16 protein-coding genes are annotated in these 14,348 nt (G+C 50.5%); 5 read left to right on the forward strand and 11 right to left on the reverse strand.

Translation table 11 applies throughout. From position 1 onward, the window contains the following. Positions 1-18: 18 nt before the first annotated feature. Positions 19-924 (forward strand): Rpn family recombination-promoting nuclease/putative transposase, encoded by a 906-nt coding sequence (locus tag CHU32_RS12020; RefSeq protein WP_103675758.1) that lies wholly within the window; start codon positions 19-21, stop codon positions 922-924. A 47-nt stretch (positions 925-971) separates the two neighbouring features. Here the strand turns inward: CHU32_RS12020 and opgB are convergent, their stop codons facing one another. From opgB to CHU32_RS12060, 8 genes are all read right to left on the reverse strand, one after another. Continuing rightward, positions 972-3,263 carry a phosphatidylglycerol--membrane-oligosaccharide glycerophosphotransferase gene (gene opgB / locus CHU32_RS12025; protein ID WP_103675759.1) on the reverse strand — a complete coding sequence of 764 codons (2,292 nt, stop codon included), beginning with the start codon at positions 3,261-3,263 and terminating at the stop codon, positions 972-974. Positions 3,264-3,479: 216 nt separating this feature from the next. Next, on the reverse strand, positions 3,480-3,953 hold the full coding sequence (locus tag CHU32_RS12030; RefSeq protein WP_103675760.1) for a YjjA family protein: 474 nt from the start codon (positions 3,951-3,953) through the stop codon (positions 3,480-3,482). Positions 3,954-4,017: 64 nt separating this feature from the next. Next, complete coding sequence (dnaC, locus tag CHU32_RS12035; protein WP_103675761.1) at positions 4,018-4,755, reverse strand: replicative helicase loader DnaC; 738 nt, start codon at positions 4,753-4,755, stop codon at positions 4,018-4,020. A gap of 2 nt (positions 4,756-4,757) precedes the next feature. Beyond that, a complete protein-coding gene (gene dnaT / locus CHU32_RS12040) occupies positions 4,758-5,297 on the reverse strand; it encodes a primosomal protein DnaT (RefSeq protein WP_103675762.1) in 540 nt (179 codons plus the stop codon). A gap of 133 nt (positions 5,298-5,430) precedes the next feature. Beyond that, complete coding sequence (locus CHU32_RS12045; protein ID WP_103675763.1) at positions 5,431-5,859, reverse strand: organic hydroperoxide resistance protein; 429 nt, start codon at positions 5,857-5,859, stop codon at positions 5,431-5,433. Positions 5,860-5,932: 73 nt separating this feature from the next. Then, positions 5,933-6,388: a MarR family winged helix-turn-helix transcriptional regulator gene (locus CHU32_RS12050; RefSeq protein WP_103675764.1), complete on the reverse strand. Its 456-nt coding sequence runs from the start codon at positions 6,386-6,388 to the stop codon at positions 5,933-5,935. A gap of 66 nt (positions 6,389-6,454) precedes the next feature. Further along, complete coding sequence (locus CHU32_RS12055) at positions 6,455-6,928, reverse strand: threonine/serine exporter (RefSeq protein WP_103675765.1); 474 nt, start codon at positions 6,926-6,928, stop codon at positions 6,455-6,457. Then, on the reverse strand, positions 6,919-7,695 hold the full coding sequence (locus CHU32_RS12060; RefSeq protein ID WP_103675766.1) for a threonine/serine exporter family protein: 777 nt from the start codon (positions 7,693-7,695) through the stop codon (positions 6,919-6,921). Before CHU32_RS12060 ends, CHU32_RS12055 begins: the two co-directional genes overlap by 10 nt. Before the next feature lie 509 nt (positions 7,696-8,204). Here CHU32_RS12060 and CHU32_RS12065 point away from each other — a divergent pair. Next, positions 8,205-8,927: a helix-turn-helix transcriptional regulator gene (locus tag CHU32_RS12065; protein WP_103675767.1), complete on the forward strand. Its 723-nt coding sequence runs from the start codon at positions 8,205-8,207 to the stop codon at positions 8,925-8,927. A gap of 11 nt (positions 8,928-8,938) precedes the next feature. Beyond that, positions 8,939-9,577: a DNA-binding transcriptional activator BglJ gene (gene bglJ / locus CHU32_RS12070; RefSeq protein WP_103675768.1), complete on the forward strand. Its 639-nt coding sequence runs from the start codon at positions 8,939-8,941 to the stop codon at positions 9,575-9,577. Positions 9,578-9,622: 45 nt separating this feature from the next. Here the strand turns inward: bglJ and CHU32_RS12075 are convergent, their stop codons facing one another. After that, complete coding sequence (locus tag CHU32_RS12075) at positions 9,623-10,081, reverse strand: YbaK/EbsC family protein (RefSeq protein WP_103675769.1); 459 nt, start codon at positions 10,079-10,081, stop codon at positions 9,623-9,625. A gap of 339 nt (positions 10,082-10,420) precedes the next feature. Between CHU32_RS12075 and CHU32_RS12080 the strand changes: the two genes are divergently transcribed. Further along, positions 10,421-11,758, forward strand: coding sequence for a PTS sugar transporter subunit IIC (locus tag CHU32_RS12080; RefSeq protein ID WP_103675770.1), 1,338 nt, complete (start codon positions 10,421-10,423; stop codon positions 11,756-11,758). A 40-nt stretch (positions 11,759-11,798) separates the two neighbouring features. Here CHU32_RS12080 and fhuF read toward each other — a convergent pair whose 3' ends face one another. Both fhuF and CHU32_RS12090 read right to left on the reverse strand, forming a co-directional pair. Next, positions 11,799-12,590, reverse strand: a complete 792-nt coding sequence (gene fhuF, locus CHU32_RS12085; protein ID WP_103675771.1) for a siderophore-iron reductase FhuF — start codon at positions 12,588-12,590, stop codon at positions 11,799-11,801. Between the two features lie 92 nt (positions 12,591-12,682). After that, positions 12,683-13,747 carry a GGDEF domain-containing protein gene (locus tag CHU32_RS12090; RefSeq protein ID WP_103675772.1) on the reverse strand — a complete coding sequence of 355 codons (1,065 nt, stop codon included), beginning with the start codon at positions 13,745-13,747 and terminating at the stop codon, positions 12,683-12,685. 210 nt (positions 13,748-13,957) lie between these two features. Between CHU32_RS12090 and CHU32_RS12095 the strand changes: the two genes are divergently transcribed. Then, positions 13,958-14,236 (forward strand): DUF1435 domain-containing protein, encoded by a 279-nt coding sequence (locus tag CHU32_RS12095; protein ID WP_103675773.1) that lies wholly within the window; start codon positions 13,958-13,960, stop codon positions 14,234-14,236. Positions 14,237-14,348: the final 112 nt, after the last annotated feature.

The following is a 14,348-nucleotide window of genomic DNA, read 5'->3' on the forward strand; positions in this document are numbered from 1 at the left end:
AACCGGCACGGGATTGCCATGAAAAAGCACAGCACTGCTACGCCTCACGACGCTGTTTTTAAACAGTTTCTCCGTCATACGGATACCGCGCGTGATTTTCTTGATATTCATCTGCCTTCCTCTGTACTTCAACGCTGTGATTTACAGACGCTAAAGCTGGAGTCGGCGAGCTTTGTTGAAGAAGATCTCAGGGCGTATTACTCGGACGTACTTTACTCCGTGAAAATGCAGGACAGTGAAGGGTATATTTATGTCGTCATTGAACATCAGAGTTCACCAGACAGCCATATGGCGTTTCGCCTGATGCGCTATGCTATTGGCGCGATGCAGCGTCACCTGGACGCGGGTCATAAACGGTTGCCGCTGGTGGTTCCCATGCTGTTTTACCACGGCATTGAGACGCCTTATCCCTGGCCGCTTAACTGGTTGGCGGAATTCAGCGACCCGGCGCTTGCGCAGCAGCTTTACTGTCAGCCGTTTCCGCTGGTGGATATTACCGTTATCCCGGATGATGTCATTATGCAACACCGCCGGGTTGCGTTACTGGAACTGTTACAAAAGCATATTCGCCAGCGCGATCTCGCCGGATTCATTGAGCAACTGGTCACGCTAATATTGCCTGGATATACTACTCACAGACAACTTATCACCTTGTTTAACTATATCGGTCAGTACGGCAGCACCCTGGACGCTGGCACATTTTTTCGTCAGCTGGCGCGTCGTTTACCGCAACATGAGGAAACGTTGATGACTATTGCTGAACAACTTGAACAAAAAGGACGTGAAGAGGGGCATAAAGAAGGACGTCGTGCGGAAGCGTTGAGAATAGCCCGTAATCTGCTGCGTGATGGCGTTGGAGTCGAAAGCGTGCTGCGCGCAACTGGCTTAAGCGCCAGCGATGTAAAACAGCTTCTGCCGCACTAAGCCTCCTTAATGCCCGGCAGGATCTCCCCGCCGGGCGGCAAAAAATTTTATCCCTCAGACTTAACCACTTTGATATCTACCATTCCAATCCCCAGTTGCCGTGGTGAATGGCCCAGGATATTACCCTCATTGGTAGACTGCGGTTCCGGCGGTACGATCACCAGCGTTTTGCTGCGCGACGGATTGTCGAAATGCAGCGTAGTGGTGGACACCTCATTGCTTAAGGTCAGCGTCTGCTCTTTATTACCGACGCGTACCGGGATTGGCCGGTTGGCATTTGGACCCCAGGCTTTGGCAGTGATCACCAGATCGAATTTCTCCGGCAGGGGTTCCTTATACTCAATCTTCACCTCTTTACCGAGCTGCGCATTGGACCAGCGTCCCCAGGATTCGGGGCGTGAAATCCCGCTGAACTGTTGCACTTCTTCCGGCGCGCCCGCTACATTAAAGATAAAGCTGTCGGCTTTATAACGGATGTCGTTGTCGACAACTTTCAGCAGATCGACATTGTGCTTGTAGCGATCGGTATCGATCACCGTTTCTTTAAACGCGGTTTTCCCCTTCCATTGGGCGTTATCGACATGCAGAACTTTTTGCTCTCCACCCAACTGGCCCTGAGAAACGCACCAGTCAGTCGAAAGGGCAAGTTCCGGTGCCCACAGTTGCGCCATTTTGTAGCAGCGATCTATCCAGACGAAATTATCGCGCGGAGCAAAATCGGCCAACTGGAAACGAAGCGGAGCAGAGTATTCACTTTCCGGCAGGGGTTCTACACGCTTATCAGACACGCGCAGCAGTAGCGGCAGACGGAAGTGAGTTCCTGAGAAAGCTATCGTATTTTTCTCGCCGTCGATGGTAAAGTCCTTCATCTCTTTCGGGAATTTCCACAGACGCACAATATCAGGCTTCCAGCCCAGCACCTTCTCTTTCATGTTCAGGAAAACTTCGGAAAGCGACTGCCCGGAGAGGCTACTACGTCCAAGTCCGATAAAGTTATCGCCGCCCATAATATCCAGCACCGTTGCGCCATTATCCATTGTATTGCGCTTCACCCCCGACACGTCCTGTTGAGGTTTATCGCCACGCAAAACAAAAAACAGATCGCTGCGATCCTGCTTATTCAGGTATTTCCACGCCGTGTTATTCATCGCCAGATGATCGGAGGAGACGACGATAACGGTGTTTTTAAACCACGGCGAGGCTTTGATTTTTTCAATCAGCGCGGCGATGTGCTCCTGGCTACAGCTTACTGCGCTGAAAGACTGATTCGGCTTACCGTCATATTGATAGCTTTTGCGCTTGCAGGTGCGGGAAATAAAACCATCGGGATGATGCGTATCGACGGTTAAGGCAAATAACGAAAAGCGTTTACCGCTGCGGGAAAGTTCCTCAAACTTCTTCCAGGTTTCATCCAGTACGGTATCATCGTAAAAGCCCCAGTCGTTGCGGTAAGTCGGGTCAGCCACGGTAGTTTTCAGTTCTTCTGCCCCGTAAAGATGATCGAATCCATGTGACTTAAGAAACACATCTTTCCCGGCAAAGCGCAGGTTGGCACCCTGCATAAAATAGTTTTCATAACCGGAGTTTTTCAGGATATCGCCGAGACAAATATTTTGCGGAAAGAAACTGGAAACCGACGCTGACGCATTGCCTTCAAAGGGCGCGAACAGAGGAATACCGCACTGGGACGCAACCATACCGGCAATGGTGTAATCCGTGCCCGGCAGTTGTTCCGTATGGCTATAATCGATGCTTTCTTTCTTTAGCGCGCCAAGTTCAGGAGCCAAATCCGGAAACGCTTGTTCGTTAAAGTAAGTACGCTCCAGGCTTTCACCGTAAATATACACCAGGTTTAGTTTAGGGTTAGCGATGCGCTTCGAGGGTTCTTTATACCAGTCGGCAAAATCCGGATCGCCATCACGGGACTGCGATTTCACCAGCTCGGTGATTTGATGGAAGGCCGGGCTGGCGTCAACGGAGGCCAGTGCCAGTACCAGCGCCAGCAGGCTATAACCAATATGATGCGGATGATGTCGACGGCGGCGCAGCACCCAGCCTAGCGCAAAAAAAACGCCGATTAACGCCAGGCTCAGACCCGCCCCGGGAAGGATATATTTACTGACTCCTGCTCCGGTAAGGCTGTTAGTCAGGGTATAGAGCACGGCGTCATTGATGCCGTCGCCAGTGAAATAGTCGCTGGCATAAAGCGTGATGTTCAATACAACAAATATGCCCAGTACCGTCAGCGTGGCGGCAAACCACCAGGTGTTACGGCCTGCTTTCCAGGCGTAAATCACCACTGAGGCCAGGAACAAGGCAACGGAAATGAGTTCTGACAACGAGCTATCCTCAACAGCGCCAGGCTCTACTGGCTAATCAGTGTTTTTTTAGCGCCTACAATGTAATGGCGTTGTCGCATTGCTGCAATTATGGCGTCATAAAAATGTGCTGTGGTTCGGAATTCGTCCGAAAAGCGACCTTTTGCGATCGCGGGCGTATTTTTATGTCATTAAGGAAGAGGCCGCGTCATCACGGGCGCGGCCATTAAGAGGAGATCAGGAAAGGAAGTTAACGCCCTGTTTTAAGACCAGATCGCAGGCTTTGGTTTTCACTTTTTGCGCCAGCGGCGTTTCACCCAGATTGCTGAGGTTGAGTTGTTCGCCATTTTTGGTATTCAGCAGTCCCTGGATACCTTCCAGATAGTTGGTATCTTCCTTTTGCTCCTGCTGATCCAGTCCCAGTTTTTCCAGCACCTGATTTTTAATATTTTCCGTGCTGGTGACCGACGCCAGCTTCTGTTTGGCGCAGTATTGCAGGATGCCGGCGGCATTATTCATGGTGTCTGCACTTAACGCCTGGCTGCCGCCGTTAAGCAGGCTGCCCAGCGAGGAGAGCTGGCTACCGTTCTGACTATTTAACTGGCTGGCAGCGCTTGAAAGAGAATCCTGCCAGCTTGCGGCATTAGCGGTGGGGGAGAGCAGCGCGACGCTCAGTAGTGCGCCACAAAACAACGATTTTGCAGGTTTCATAGATATACTCATGTTAAACAGAAGCCATTTTTTGAGTATACCCCGCCTGCGGACAAGAATTATCTCAATACTCTTTCCCGGTCACGCGGCTGCGGTAGCTATCCCAGTTAAAGATCACCCACAAACTATTACCAAGGCGCATTCGATCCATCACGCGTTCACCAAGCAGTTTGTTCATTTCGTCCATATTGCTGTTGGTCAACATGCCAGTCGGACGCTTGGAAGAGGAGCGGCGATCGACAATCTGATTAATAATCACTTTTTCATAGCGTGACTCGTTCTGCATGCCAATTTCGTCAATGACCAGCAAATCGACCCGGCTCAGATCGGTGAGCAGTTGTTCTTCACTGATTTCCCGGTTGCCGAATGAGTCTTTCATCGCCGACATAATATCGGCCACAGTAATAATCAAAACCGATTTACCCCGCAGCAGCAATTCATTGCAGATGGCGGCAGCAAGGTGATTCTTACCGGTACCGGGCTTGCCTGAAAAGATAAAGCTGGCAATGTTGCCGTCAAATTCTTCTACGTATTGCCGTGCCTTTGCCAGCGCATTCATCTGCCCTTCGTTTTCCACATGGTAATTTTCAAAAGAGCAGTTTTGATGCAGAGGGCGAATGCCGGAGCGGTTAAACGTGCGCTGCATTTTCATCGCCCGGTTTTCGCGCTCAATGGCGGCGGAGCGGATTTCTCCCTGCTCTTTTTGCCAGGCCAGCAGCTCTTCACCCGTATGGAAAGCGGGCTTGATGTGCGCTGGCATTACCTTTTGCAAACGTTTCATTAATTCGCCGACGTTTTTCATGTTCAACCTCTGAAACCGGGGGGGATCTGATCGTCAGGTTCACTCAGGCTATTGATATCACGTTTTGTCGCACTCCCACCACTGGCCCGGCTGATTTGCACACTACGCGCCAGTTTTTGCTGCCACTGAACATGGTGGAAAACGCGGCCTTCGGCCTGCCAGTAGGCGGTAAAGGCGGCCAGCTCTTCTGCCGTCACCGGCTGAGTAAGCGCAATGCCCCACAGGGCTGCCAGACGCTGAAAATCAGCATCGGGCTGCCAGTCGGGATACATGGCAAATTTACCCATTGGCACCGCCACCGGCGCACTGGCTGGCTCTTCATACAAACGCTCATCCAGCGTAACATCGCTGCCAGGGCGCGCCAGTTTAGCTTCCAGCGCCAGCAACTGCGCGAGGCGGGCAGGGGAGAGCGCATAAAACGCCGGTGCGTTATTGGCAAAGACAGCAACTGCCTGGCCTTCAGCCTGCGCCAGCACGCTGGCGTAATTGTGCATAAAGGCGTCAATACCGATCACATCAGGCGTCAAAATTCTGGAAGACATACGCTATCTCAATACTAAAAAAGGGAGACTGAAGTAATAATGGCACATAGTAACACAGTGCAGGGAATGGCAGGCAGGCGAGGAGGGGATTAATACAAGCGTACCGGGGCACGCCTGTATTAAGAAGGCTTACTCAGTCGACGATATTCAGCGTCACGTCAATGTTGCCACGGGTGGCGTTGGAGTACGGGCACACAATATGGGCCGCATCCACCAGCTTTTTCGCTTCCGCCTGGTCCATACCTGGCAGGTGAATAGTGAGCGTAGCTTCAATGCCAAAACCGGTCGGCAGTGGGCCGATACCGACTTCACCTTCGACAAAAGCCTCTTTTGGAATAGCGATTTTGTCGCGGCCGGCAACAAATTTCATGGCCCCGAGGAAACAGGCGGAATAACCTGCGGCAAACAGTTGTTCCGGGTTAGTCGCTTCAGCACCTGCACCGCCCATTTCCTTTGGTACGCCCAGTTTAACGTCCAGAAATCCATCGGAAGAGGTGGCACGACCATCACGGCCACCGGTAGCTTTGGCTTTGGCGGTGTAAATCACTTTTTCTAAAGACATGGCAGGTTCCTTATTGTTGTTTGCTATAAAATAGCGTGCGATTTAAATAACGTTCTCATCGGCGTAAATCAGGCTAACGCCGCTGTAGTTGTTCACGAAGTTCTTCAAGCTGCTGTTTAAGTGCCGTCAGCGTATCACTCTCGCAGGCGAGGGCGCAGCCGACCGCATCCGGTATTTTTTGCGCCTGCTTTTCCAGCGCTCGCCCGCTGCCGGACAACGTCACCATTACCTGGCGTTCATCCTGACGTGAGCGCTGGCGCTCCAGTAAGCCGGCAGATTCCAGTCGTTTCAGTAACGGCGTCAGCGTTGCAGAATCCAGAAACAGCCTTTCGCCAATTTCGGAAACGGTAATGTCATCCCTCTCCCACAGCACCAGCATCACCAGATATTGCGGATAAGTCAGGTTAAGCGGAGCCAGCAGTTGTCGGTAGAGCTTATGCAGCGCCAGATTTGTGGAATAAAGAGCAAAGCAGAGCTGCTTATCCAGGTGCAGCGCCTCGCCCGAAGGCCGGGAGAATGTCGTTTTCATAATGTTCAATATAGATAGCGTGCGATTTAATTGCAAGCAATTATAGAATGACTCCCGGCGCTGCGATCATACGCGTGGACGCTTGCGATAGAGCCACAGGCCTGGAATAGACAGCCCGATGGAAAGTGCGCCGACAATTGAGGAGGCTTTGAGAAAATTGGTCAGCAGCATAATCATCAGCTCCTCGGAATAGCCAAAATGGCTAATTTTTACCGCTGAAATCATCGCGGTATAGGCAGAAATACCTGGAAACATCGGGATTACCGCTGCCACAGTGAATATTTTCGGATGCGCCAGATACCATCGCGACCAGCGAATACCGATCGTGCCCACCAGCATGGAGGCCATAAATGTTGACCACTCGATATTAAAACCGGCAGTGAACATGACCATTCGTGAACCGTGCCCGATTGCACCCAGCAGCGCGCACCAGGGAAGCGCCCGGTGAGGGACGTTAAATACCATGGCAAAGCCGACTGCAGGAATGGCCGAGAGGATCATGTCCTGCATCAATGCCAGCAGAAAGTCGATCACGCCCATCCCCGCAGCCCCCATAGCGTCAGTGCCATCACGACGCCAATACAGGTCGCCAGAGTTAACAGGCTGGCAATGGCCCAGCGGGCAAGCCCTGTATTAATATGACCTTTAAACATATCGGCTACCGCATTAATCAAGGGGAAACCCGGCACCAGAAGTAAAACGCTGGCGGCCATGGCAACGCTTGAAGTGTCACTAAATAAGGGAAGCCGAAGCAGCAGGCCAGAAACGGTAGTAGCCACAAAAGCGGTGATACAAAAGTTAATCTGCGGATGCATAGAGCGGTGCGTGAGCACCTGGCGCACGTACATCGCGATAGCACTGGCGCAAAACGTAATAAAGGCCCCATCCCAGCCGCCCTTATTCAACACGCAAAAGCAGGCGCAGGAGAGGCCGACCATCAGTACCAGTAGCCAGCGCGGATAACGTAGCGGTTTAATGTGGCTGAACCGTTTTTCCACATCCCGGTAATCCAGCAGTTTATGTTCCGCCATAATGACAATGTGTTGCACTTCGGTTACCACATGCATATTTATGCCACGATCGCTGTTTTTACGCGTAGAGGTCAGACAGAGTCCGTCTTTAATCGTGGTTAATACGATGGCATTCGAGGAAATCGAGCTTTCAACGCTGTCCATCCCAAGAGCACGTCCCAGGCGTGTTGACAGCTCTTCCACCAGCGCGCTTTCCGCTCCATGCTGCAATAAAAACAGCCCGCACTGAATACATAACCGCGTAATAGTCCGCTGTAACGACTGATCGACTTGCATGGATGGCCCTGAAATGGAAGAATGAAAAAGCAGTGCATGGCCTGTTTTACCATGAAATGGCCGGGTGATGGCGGTGGCTAAGATCAAAAAACGTGCAAAAAACCCGCATGGCTTACTCTTTCCTGTCACGCTGGCCAATGTGACAGCGAGTTCTGTATGATCGTGGCGGCAGGGAAAGTAGTTGTCTCACTTCTATAAAAAGCATTAAGTATTTACTTAATGAATATTTTTAGTTTGCCTTAAAAAGCATTTCTGCTTTTCTAATTTTAAATTGATTAATTTTTTTTTGTTATTGTGCGATATTTATCAGGTTCACATTGTCCTAAGAAAGGTATAATGTAATACACAGGATTGTTGCACATTGTTAAATGTACAATAATGGACACTTACAGGGAAGAGAAAGATTCACTAAGTTGCATGTGAATATATTAAAATTATTTATTCACGTGAATGATGTTATGCAGTCATAAAATAAAGTGATTCTTCGACAGGATGCGGAGGTTATTTCAATGGTATCAGGATATTGCAAGCACGGCGTCATTATCAGCAAAATACCGGTCATGCAAACCGGGCTGAGCGGGATAATGGAAATGCATTTCCCTGAGTATGAACTTACCTCATGTCGATCTCCTGAAGAGCTAACGCTTTTTCAACTTCGCCGTGCCGCGGTCGTGCTGGTCGATCTTTCAGGCGAGTTTCGTCATGCTCGCGCCCTCTGTGAGCAATACTACGCATTAATCTCGCAATACCGTGATATCCACTGGATATTCCTTGTCTCCCGTCCCATCTATCCTCTGGCCGTTGAGTTCTTGATGCGTCCCGAAAGCACCTTGCTTTCTGATGCCGAGCCAGTCGATCAGGTGGTCAAAGCGATTCATGCGGGAGGATTGTCCGCAGAACGCATTAGCCAGACGTTACTGGCTGTAGAGACAGAAAACGCGATCGGTGAAGAAGAGTCGCTAGCCGTGCTGACGCTATCTGAGCGTAAGGTACTGCGCCTTCTTGGTAAAGGTTGGGGCATTAACCAGATTGCGGCATTACTGAAGAAAAGCAATAAAACCATTAGCGCGCAAAAAAATAGTGCAATGCGCCGTTTAGCGTTACGCAGTAATGCGGAGATGTACGCATGGATAAATAGCGCACAGGGAATGAAAGAGCTGAATTTATTTTCAGCCTATGGAGATTCAATCGAATGGAAAAAAGCACCGCAAAGCGACATGTCGCTATCGTAGAACCTTGTAGAATGACCGAAGTTGGGCTGCGTCATTTGTTTGCGGCAGCCTCTACTGAGAATTATACGGTACATTTTTTTAGAGACTACCTTGAGTTAAAAGAGGCGCTGAGTAAGCGTGGTTTTTTTTCAGTCATTTACTCACTTTCAGGCAGCAGGGAACAGCGGCGTGAAGGACTGGTATTGTTAAGCGAGCTAAGTCAGCTGTATCCAAAAACACAGCGGATCATATTAGCTAACGATGAGCGTGAGGCACGGCTGGTCAGTCATTTAGCCCCTTCAGGGTTACACGGTATCATCAGTAAAACGGCCTCACTGGATGTTCTGCAGGCACAATTGGTTACCTTACTGCGCGAAACGCGTCGGGTGAATGTTAATGCCCACAATCACTGGTATGTCAGCAGCTCTCGTATGCTCAGCCCGACTGAACGCGCCATTCTTCAGTTCATGGCGTACGGCTACTCTATGCCTGAAATTGCGACCCAGCTGGCGCGCAATATCAAAACCATTCGTGCGCATAAGTTCAATGCGATGACGAAACTGGGGGTAAGTTCTGATATGGGGCTTTTACACGCGGCGGATATTCTGATCAATATATCCGTTCCCGGTGAAGACTACATGATGGCAGAAAGCGCGGTTACCGCGCACTGAGGAGACAGCGACCCGGCAAAGGAGTGGCTTCCTTTGCCGGCGGTGTTACTGACAAACATCTATCCAGGTTGCCTCGGTAAGTTGCGCCATCCGCTCTGGCGCGATCCTGACTGCACTGTGAATTGCCCCTGCAGCAGGTAACACTTCCTGATATTGCCGCAACGAGATATCACAATAGACAGCCAGTGGATTTTCCAGCCCAAAAGGGCAGACGCCACCCACAGGATGGCCCGTCAACGTGACGACTTCATCACTGCTTAGCATCCGGGCTTTCGCACCAAAAAAGGATTTCAGTTTTTTGTTATCCAGCCGTGCATCACCCTTTGCCACCACCAGGATCACCTTATCTTTTATTTTTAAAGACAGAGTTTTTGCTATCTGTCCAGGCTCAACGCGGTGAGCGGCAGCAGCAAGTGCCACGGTGGCAGTACTTTGACTAAGTTCAATTATTTCAACATCGGGGGCGCGATCGGCAAAAAATTGTCGCACAGATTCCAGACTCATGAGGATCTCCTGACTATTATCCGTTTTAATCTGTCACATACATCGGGCCAATGTAAATAACCACCTTCTGGTACCAGAAATATTAAGATTTATCGATCGCCTTCACATTCGCTGCAACCGGTTACAGTAACCGGTTGCAGATAACTGCAATGCAGTTTAATACTACGACTGTAACTTCCACTGTTTTGAAATAATAAGAGCCGTGCATGATATCTATCCTTATGAGCATATATGCTGGAAAATTGACCAGTAGACAACGTCGCTCACAAGGCGGAAGCACGTACGGCTATAAAATAAGGGCCGCTGTGCTTACGTCTATAGCCTGTCAGGAGGGCTGCTATGTCTGCTAATCATGCTGCGTTTAACTTGATATTCCGCTTCGTAGAAAACTACGTTAGCCCCGTCGCTGGCCGTGTTTCTGCTCAGCGTCATGTCATGGCAATCAAGGATGGTTTTATCTCCGCCATGCCATTTATGATTGTTGGGTCGTTTTTACTGGTTTTTGTTTATCCGCCGTTTTCCCCGGATACCACCTGGGGGTTTGCCCGTGCCTGGCTGGATCTGGCGAAGCAATATGAAGCGCGTATTTTAACGCCGTTTGATATGACGATGGGGATTATGTCCATCTACATTTGTGCGGCCATTGCCTACAACCTGGGTAAACATTACGAGAAAAAATTCCAGCTCGATCCTTTTATGGGCGCGATGCTGTCTATCATGGCTTTTCTGCTGGTGGCGTCTCCAAAAACCAATGGGGCACTGCCGGTTGATAGTCTCGGCGGGACCGGGATCTTCACGGCGATTCTTGTGGCGATCTATTGTGTCGAGGTGATGCGTTTTCTGAAAGCACATAATATCGGTATTCGGTTACCAGACGCGGTACCTCCGATGATCAAAAACTCGTTTGATCTACTGATCCCTATCCTGGTTGTGGTGGTCACCCTGTATCCGCTGAGTCTGTGGCTGCAGAGCGAGTTTGGTATGCTAATCCCGCAGGCAATCATGTCTATTTTTAAACCGCTGGTTTCGGCGGCAGATTCCTTGCCGGCTATTTTGCTGGCGGTGCTGATTGGTCACCTGTTGTGGTTCGCGGGCATTCACGGGGCGGCGATTGTGTCCGGGATGCTGCAAATGTTCTGGCTGACTAACCTGGGCATGAACCAGAGTGCGCTTGCACAGGGCGCGCCGCTACCGCACATCTTTATGGAAGCGTTCTGGACGTTCTTTATTGTGGTTGGTGGTTCTGGTGCAACCATGGGTCTGGTGATTTGCTATCTGCGTAGCCGCTCTGCCCACTTACGTTCAATTGGCCGGTTGAGTGTTGTGCCCAGCATTTTCAACATCAACGAACCGGTCATTTTCGGTACGCCAATTGTCATGAACCCGGTGTTCTTTATTCCGTTCCTGCTGGCACCGATGGTTAACGCCGTTCTCGCCTGGGGCGTGATGAAGATGGATCTGATCGGGCGGGTTATTTCCGTGGTGCCGTGGACGGCTCCTGCACCTATTGGTGCTGCGTGGGCGCTGGGCTGGGATTTCCGTGCCGCCATTCTGGTGATTGTGCTGGCGATTGTCTCTGCAGTCATTTATTTCCCGTTCTTTAAAGTATACGAGAAACAACTGCTGGAACAGGAAGCACAGGAAGCTGCGCGGGTAGAAGGGGAACAGGTTGCATAAACCTGCATTGCCCGGCGGCATCACGCCACCGGGTACGTCTTTATTTTATTAATGTGCAGTCGCCGCACTGCTGGACATCCGGCAGGCGGTAACGCTGGCAGCAGGTACGACGCACCAGTAGCCCGTCGCGCGGCACAACGGTGCGCCATAACGGGTTGTCACTGCCATCCTCAAGTTGCTTATGGAAGAAACAATGCTGACGGAGGGTTTCCGTCAGCGTATCACCGAGCAGTGATTTCATCTCCCCCAGATACCAGTTAATCAGATAGCCGGTATTACTCCAGATAAGCTTGCCGTTAATCTCACCCGTCGCTTCGAGTGCCTGGACGACCGGCATTAGCGCGTGCGTGATCAGCTTTTCCATGCGCCCGGTGGCGGAAAGTGACGCGCCCTGCATATCTTCTATCACCTCGATCCAAAAACAGGCCGCACGGCCTGTCTCGTGGAATTCAACATGAAAATGTTCAGGCGAAAGGTCCGGCACGCTGTCCCCGGTTAGCAACGCCAGCATCAGCGGCGGTACCAGCAATCCGAGATACCATTGCGCCCAGAGTGAGAGTAGTGGTTTATCTTCCCGTGCCTGCGTCGGTTTATTACGGTAGATATGATCGCCGTAAATGGCGAGCAGACGCCGTAACTCTGCCGGGCGAGACCAGATGGCAAGAGGCATCGCATGGGTGGGAGGTAACGCATCCAGGCGAATAAAATCGAGCATATGCGCCCGGTTTGTAGCAATGGTGGTGCGTATAGCGTCCGCCAGCGTGACTCTCTTTTCTGTAAAAGGAGCCCGCCAGATAACATTTTCAGCGATCGGTGCGGAACGGTATGCCATACGCAGGAAGACAAGAATCTAAATGATAATGATTGCCAATCCTAACTATAGATAAAAGCGATCGCAACTGTTTTTCGCCTGCCGCCTGGCGCTCAGGCGAAGCGAATTTCTTCGCTGCTCAGAATATTGTTACGCCCCAAATGCTTAGCTTCATACAGCGCCTTGTCCGCTTTTTCCAGTGCGCTGTCGACCGCATCACCTTGTAACTCTGCCATACCAATACTCACCGTCACATTAGTGGCGACACTTTCGTTAAACATATGCGGTATTTTCAGATCGTATACCTGCTGGCGAATGCGTTCTGCGATGTGACGCGCCTGGACCGCTTCGATACTGGTTAACAGCACCATAAATTCCTCACCACCAAAGCGGGTGACGATATCACGCGATCGCACGGCATCACGTATCGCTGCTGAGACGCGAATTAGCGCCTGATCGCCCATCATATGCCCGTAGTGATCGTTGTAGGCTTTAAAATGGTCGATGTCGATCAGCAACACATAATGTTGCCCGGAGTCCAGCGTGAGCAGCGTATCCAGCCGGTTTTTCAGACCGCGGCGGTTATATAACCCCGTCAATGGATCGAGCATACTGAGATCGTTCAGCGTTTCCCGCTCTTCGAGCAGCTTGTACATCAGGCTTTGCGCGAAATGATCGTTACGCTTTTGGATCACGTGCTGAATGGCAATCCCCACCATGGGCAGCGCGAAGCAATAGACCATACGTGGCCACAGCTCACCATCATTAAGCCACAAGCTGGTCAAAAATATCGGCAAAGAATGTAGGGTAAAAGCGCTAATGTTATTAGGGAACGAGATTGTGCCAATAAATAGCACACTCAACAGGGCAATTATCAGGTAGCTAAAATCTGAGGGATCGATCTGCGCATATTTAATGGCAACGTGCCACGCCCACAGGCAACCCGATACTATTGAGATAGCATCAATATTTATTTTTTTGTGCGGATAACGGTAGTGCCACGCCAATAACCCTGCGCTTGTTAAGGCGAGTAGCGTAACAGGCAGCGTCAGCGCACGCGCGTTATAGAGCGGACTAAGGGTGATGAAGATTGTTGAAACTAAATTGAGGAACAAAAACAGCCGTAGTGAAAGCTGATATTTCTTGTTCTTCAAGGACCGCCATGTGTGTGCTGTCATATCAGTATTTCGTTATTTTACTTGGGGTTAAAAGTTTACATCGCCAAAATGAAAAATAACGCGCGTGAAAACTGGCGCAAATATCAGGTGTTCATCGGTCTCGTTTTTAGGGCGCACAATTTATCACCTTAAGGAATGTCTGTCATTACCACGAAAGTAAATGTACTGCTGCTTTTTTAATTACCGCTGACAAATGAGAAAATATGCCATATGATATTGGTTATCATTATCACTGTGAGAGGCGAAAGCATGTTGCAGCGAGCGCTGGGAAGTGGCTGGGGGGTTTTGATCCCCGGCGTCATTATTGCGGGTCTGGCCTTTGCCGGTCTGTCAATTAATGCCTGGAGGGGCTTGATTGTCATGGGGTTATTACTGACGTCAGCGATGATCTGGCATAAACGGCTACGCCATTTTGTTCTGCTACCGTCGGGAATTGCGCTGACAGGCGGTATTATGCTGGTGATGATGAATCTGAAACTGCTGGGATAAAGAAAGCGGGGAACAACAGGAAAGGATAAGATATCTGGTGCGAGGGGGGGGACTTGAACCCCCACGTCCGTAAGGACACTAACACCTGAAGCTAGCGCGTCTACCAATTCCG

It is taken from the genome of Superficieibacter electus, assembly GCF_002915575.1.
GTDB classification, from domain to species: Bacteria; Pseudomonadota; Gammaproteobacteria; order Enterobacterales; family Enterobacteriaceae; genus Superficieibacter; species Superficieibacter electus.

What these genes read in the sequence shown, in the direction of transcription:
- CHU32_RS12055 (WP_103675765.1), bottom strand. Translation starts at nt 6,928, where the DNA reads ATGGGCGTGATCGACTTTCTGCTGGCATTGATGCAGGACATGATCCTC.
- CHU32_RS12095 (WP_103675773.1), top strand. Translation starts at nt 13,958, where the DNA reads ATGATATTGGTTATCATTATCACTGTGAGAGGCGAAAGCATGTTGCAG.
- CHU32_RS12080 (WP_103675770.1), top strand. Translation starts at nt 10,421, where the DNA reads ATGTCTGCTAATCATGCTGCGTTTAACTTGATATTCCGCTTCGTAGAA.
- bglJ (WP_103675768.1), top strand. Translation starts at nt 8,939, where the DNA reads ATGACCGAAGTTGGGCTGCGTCATTTGTTTGCGGCAGCCTCTACTGAG.
- fhuF (WP_103675771.1), bottom strand. Translation starts at nt 12,590, where the DNA reads ATGGCATACCGTTCCGCACCGATCGCTGAAAATGTTATCTGGCGGGCT.
- CHU32_RS12075 (WP_103675769.1), bottom strand. Translation starts at nt 10,081, where the DNA reads ATGAGTCTGGAATCTGTGCGACAATTTTTTGCCGATCGCGCCCCCGAT.
- CHU32_RS12045 (WP_103675763.1), bottom strand. Translation starts at nt 5,859, where the DNA reads ATGTCTTTAGAAAAAGTGATTTACACCGCCAAAGCCAAAGCTACCGGT.
- CHU32_RS12020 (WP_103675758.1), top strand. Translation starts at nt 19, where the DNA reads ATGAAAAAGCACAGCACTGCTACGCCTCACGACGCTGTTTTTAAACAG.
- CHU32_RS12060 (WP_103675766.1), bottom strand. Translation starts at nt 7,695, where the DNA reads ATGCAAGTCGATCAGTCGTTACAGCGGACTATTACGCGGTTATGTATT.
- CHU32_RS12030 (WP_103675760.1), bottom strand. Translation starts at nt 3,953, where the DNA reads ATGAAACCTGCAAAATCGTTGTTTTGTGGCGCACTACTGAGCGTCGCG.
- CHU32_RS12090 (WP_103675772.1), bottom strand. Translation starts at nt 13,747, where the DNA reads ATGACAGCACACACATGGCGGTCCTTGAAGAACAAGAAATATCAGCTT.
- CHU32_RS12050 (WP_103675764.1), bottom strand. Translation starts at nt 6,388, where the DNA reads ATGAAAACGACATTCTCCCGGCCTTCGGGCGAGGCGCTGCACCTGGAT.
- CHU32_RS12065 (WP_103675767.1), top strand. Translation starts at nt 8,205, where the DNA reads ATGGTATCAGGATATTGCAAGCACGGCGTCATTATCAGCAAAATACCG.
- dnaT (WP_103675762.1), bottom strand. Translation starts at nt 5,297, where the DNA reads ATGTCTTCCAGAATTTTGACGCCTGATGTGATCGGTATTGACGCCTTT.
- dnaC (WP_103675761.1), bottom strand. Translation starts at nt 4,755, where the DNA reads ATGAAAAACGTCGGCGAATTAATGAAACGTTTGCAAAAGGTAATGCCA.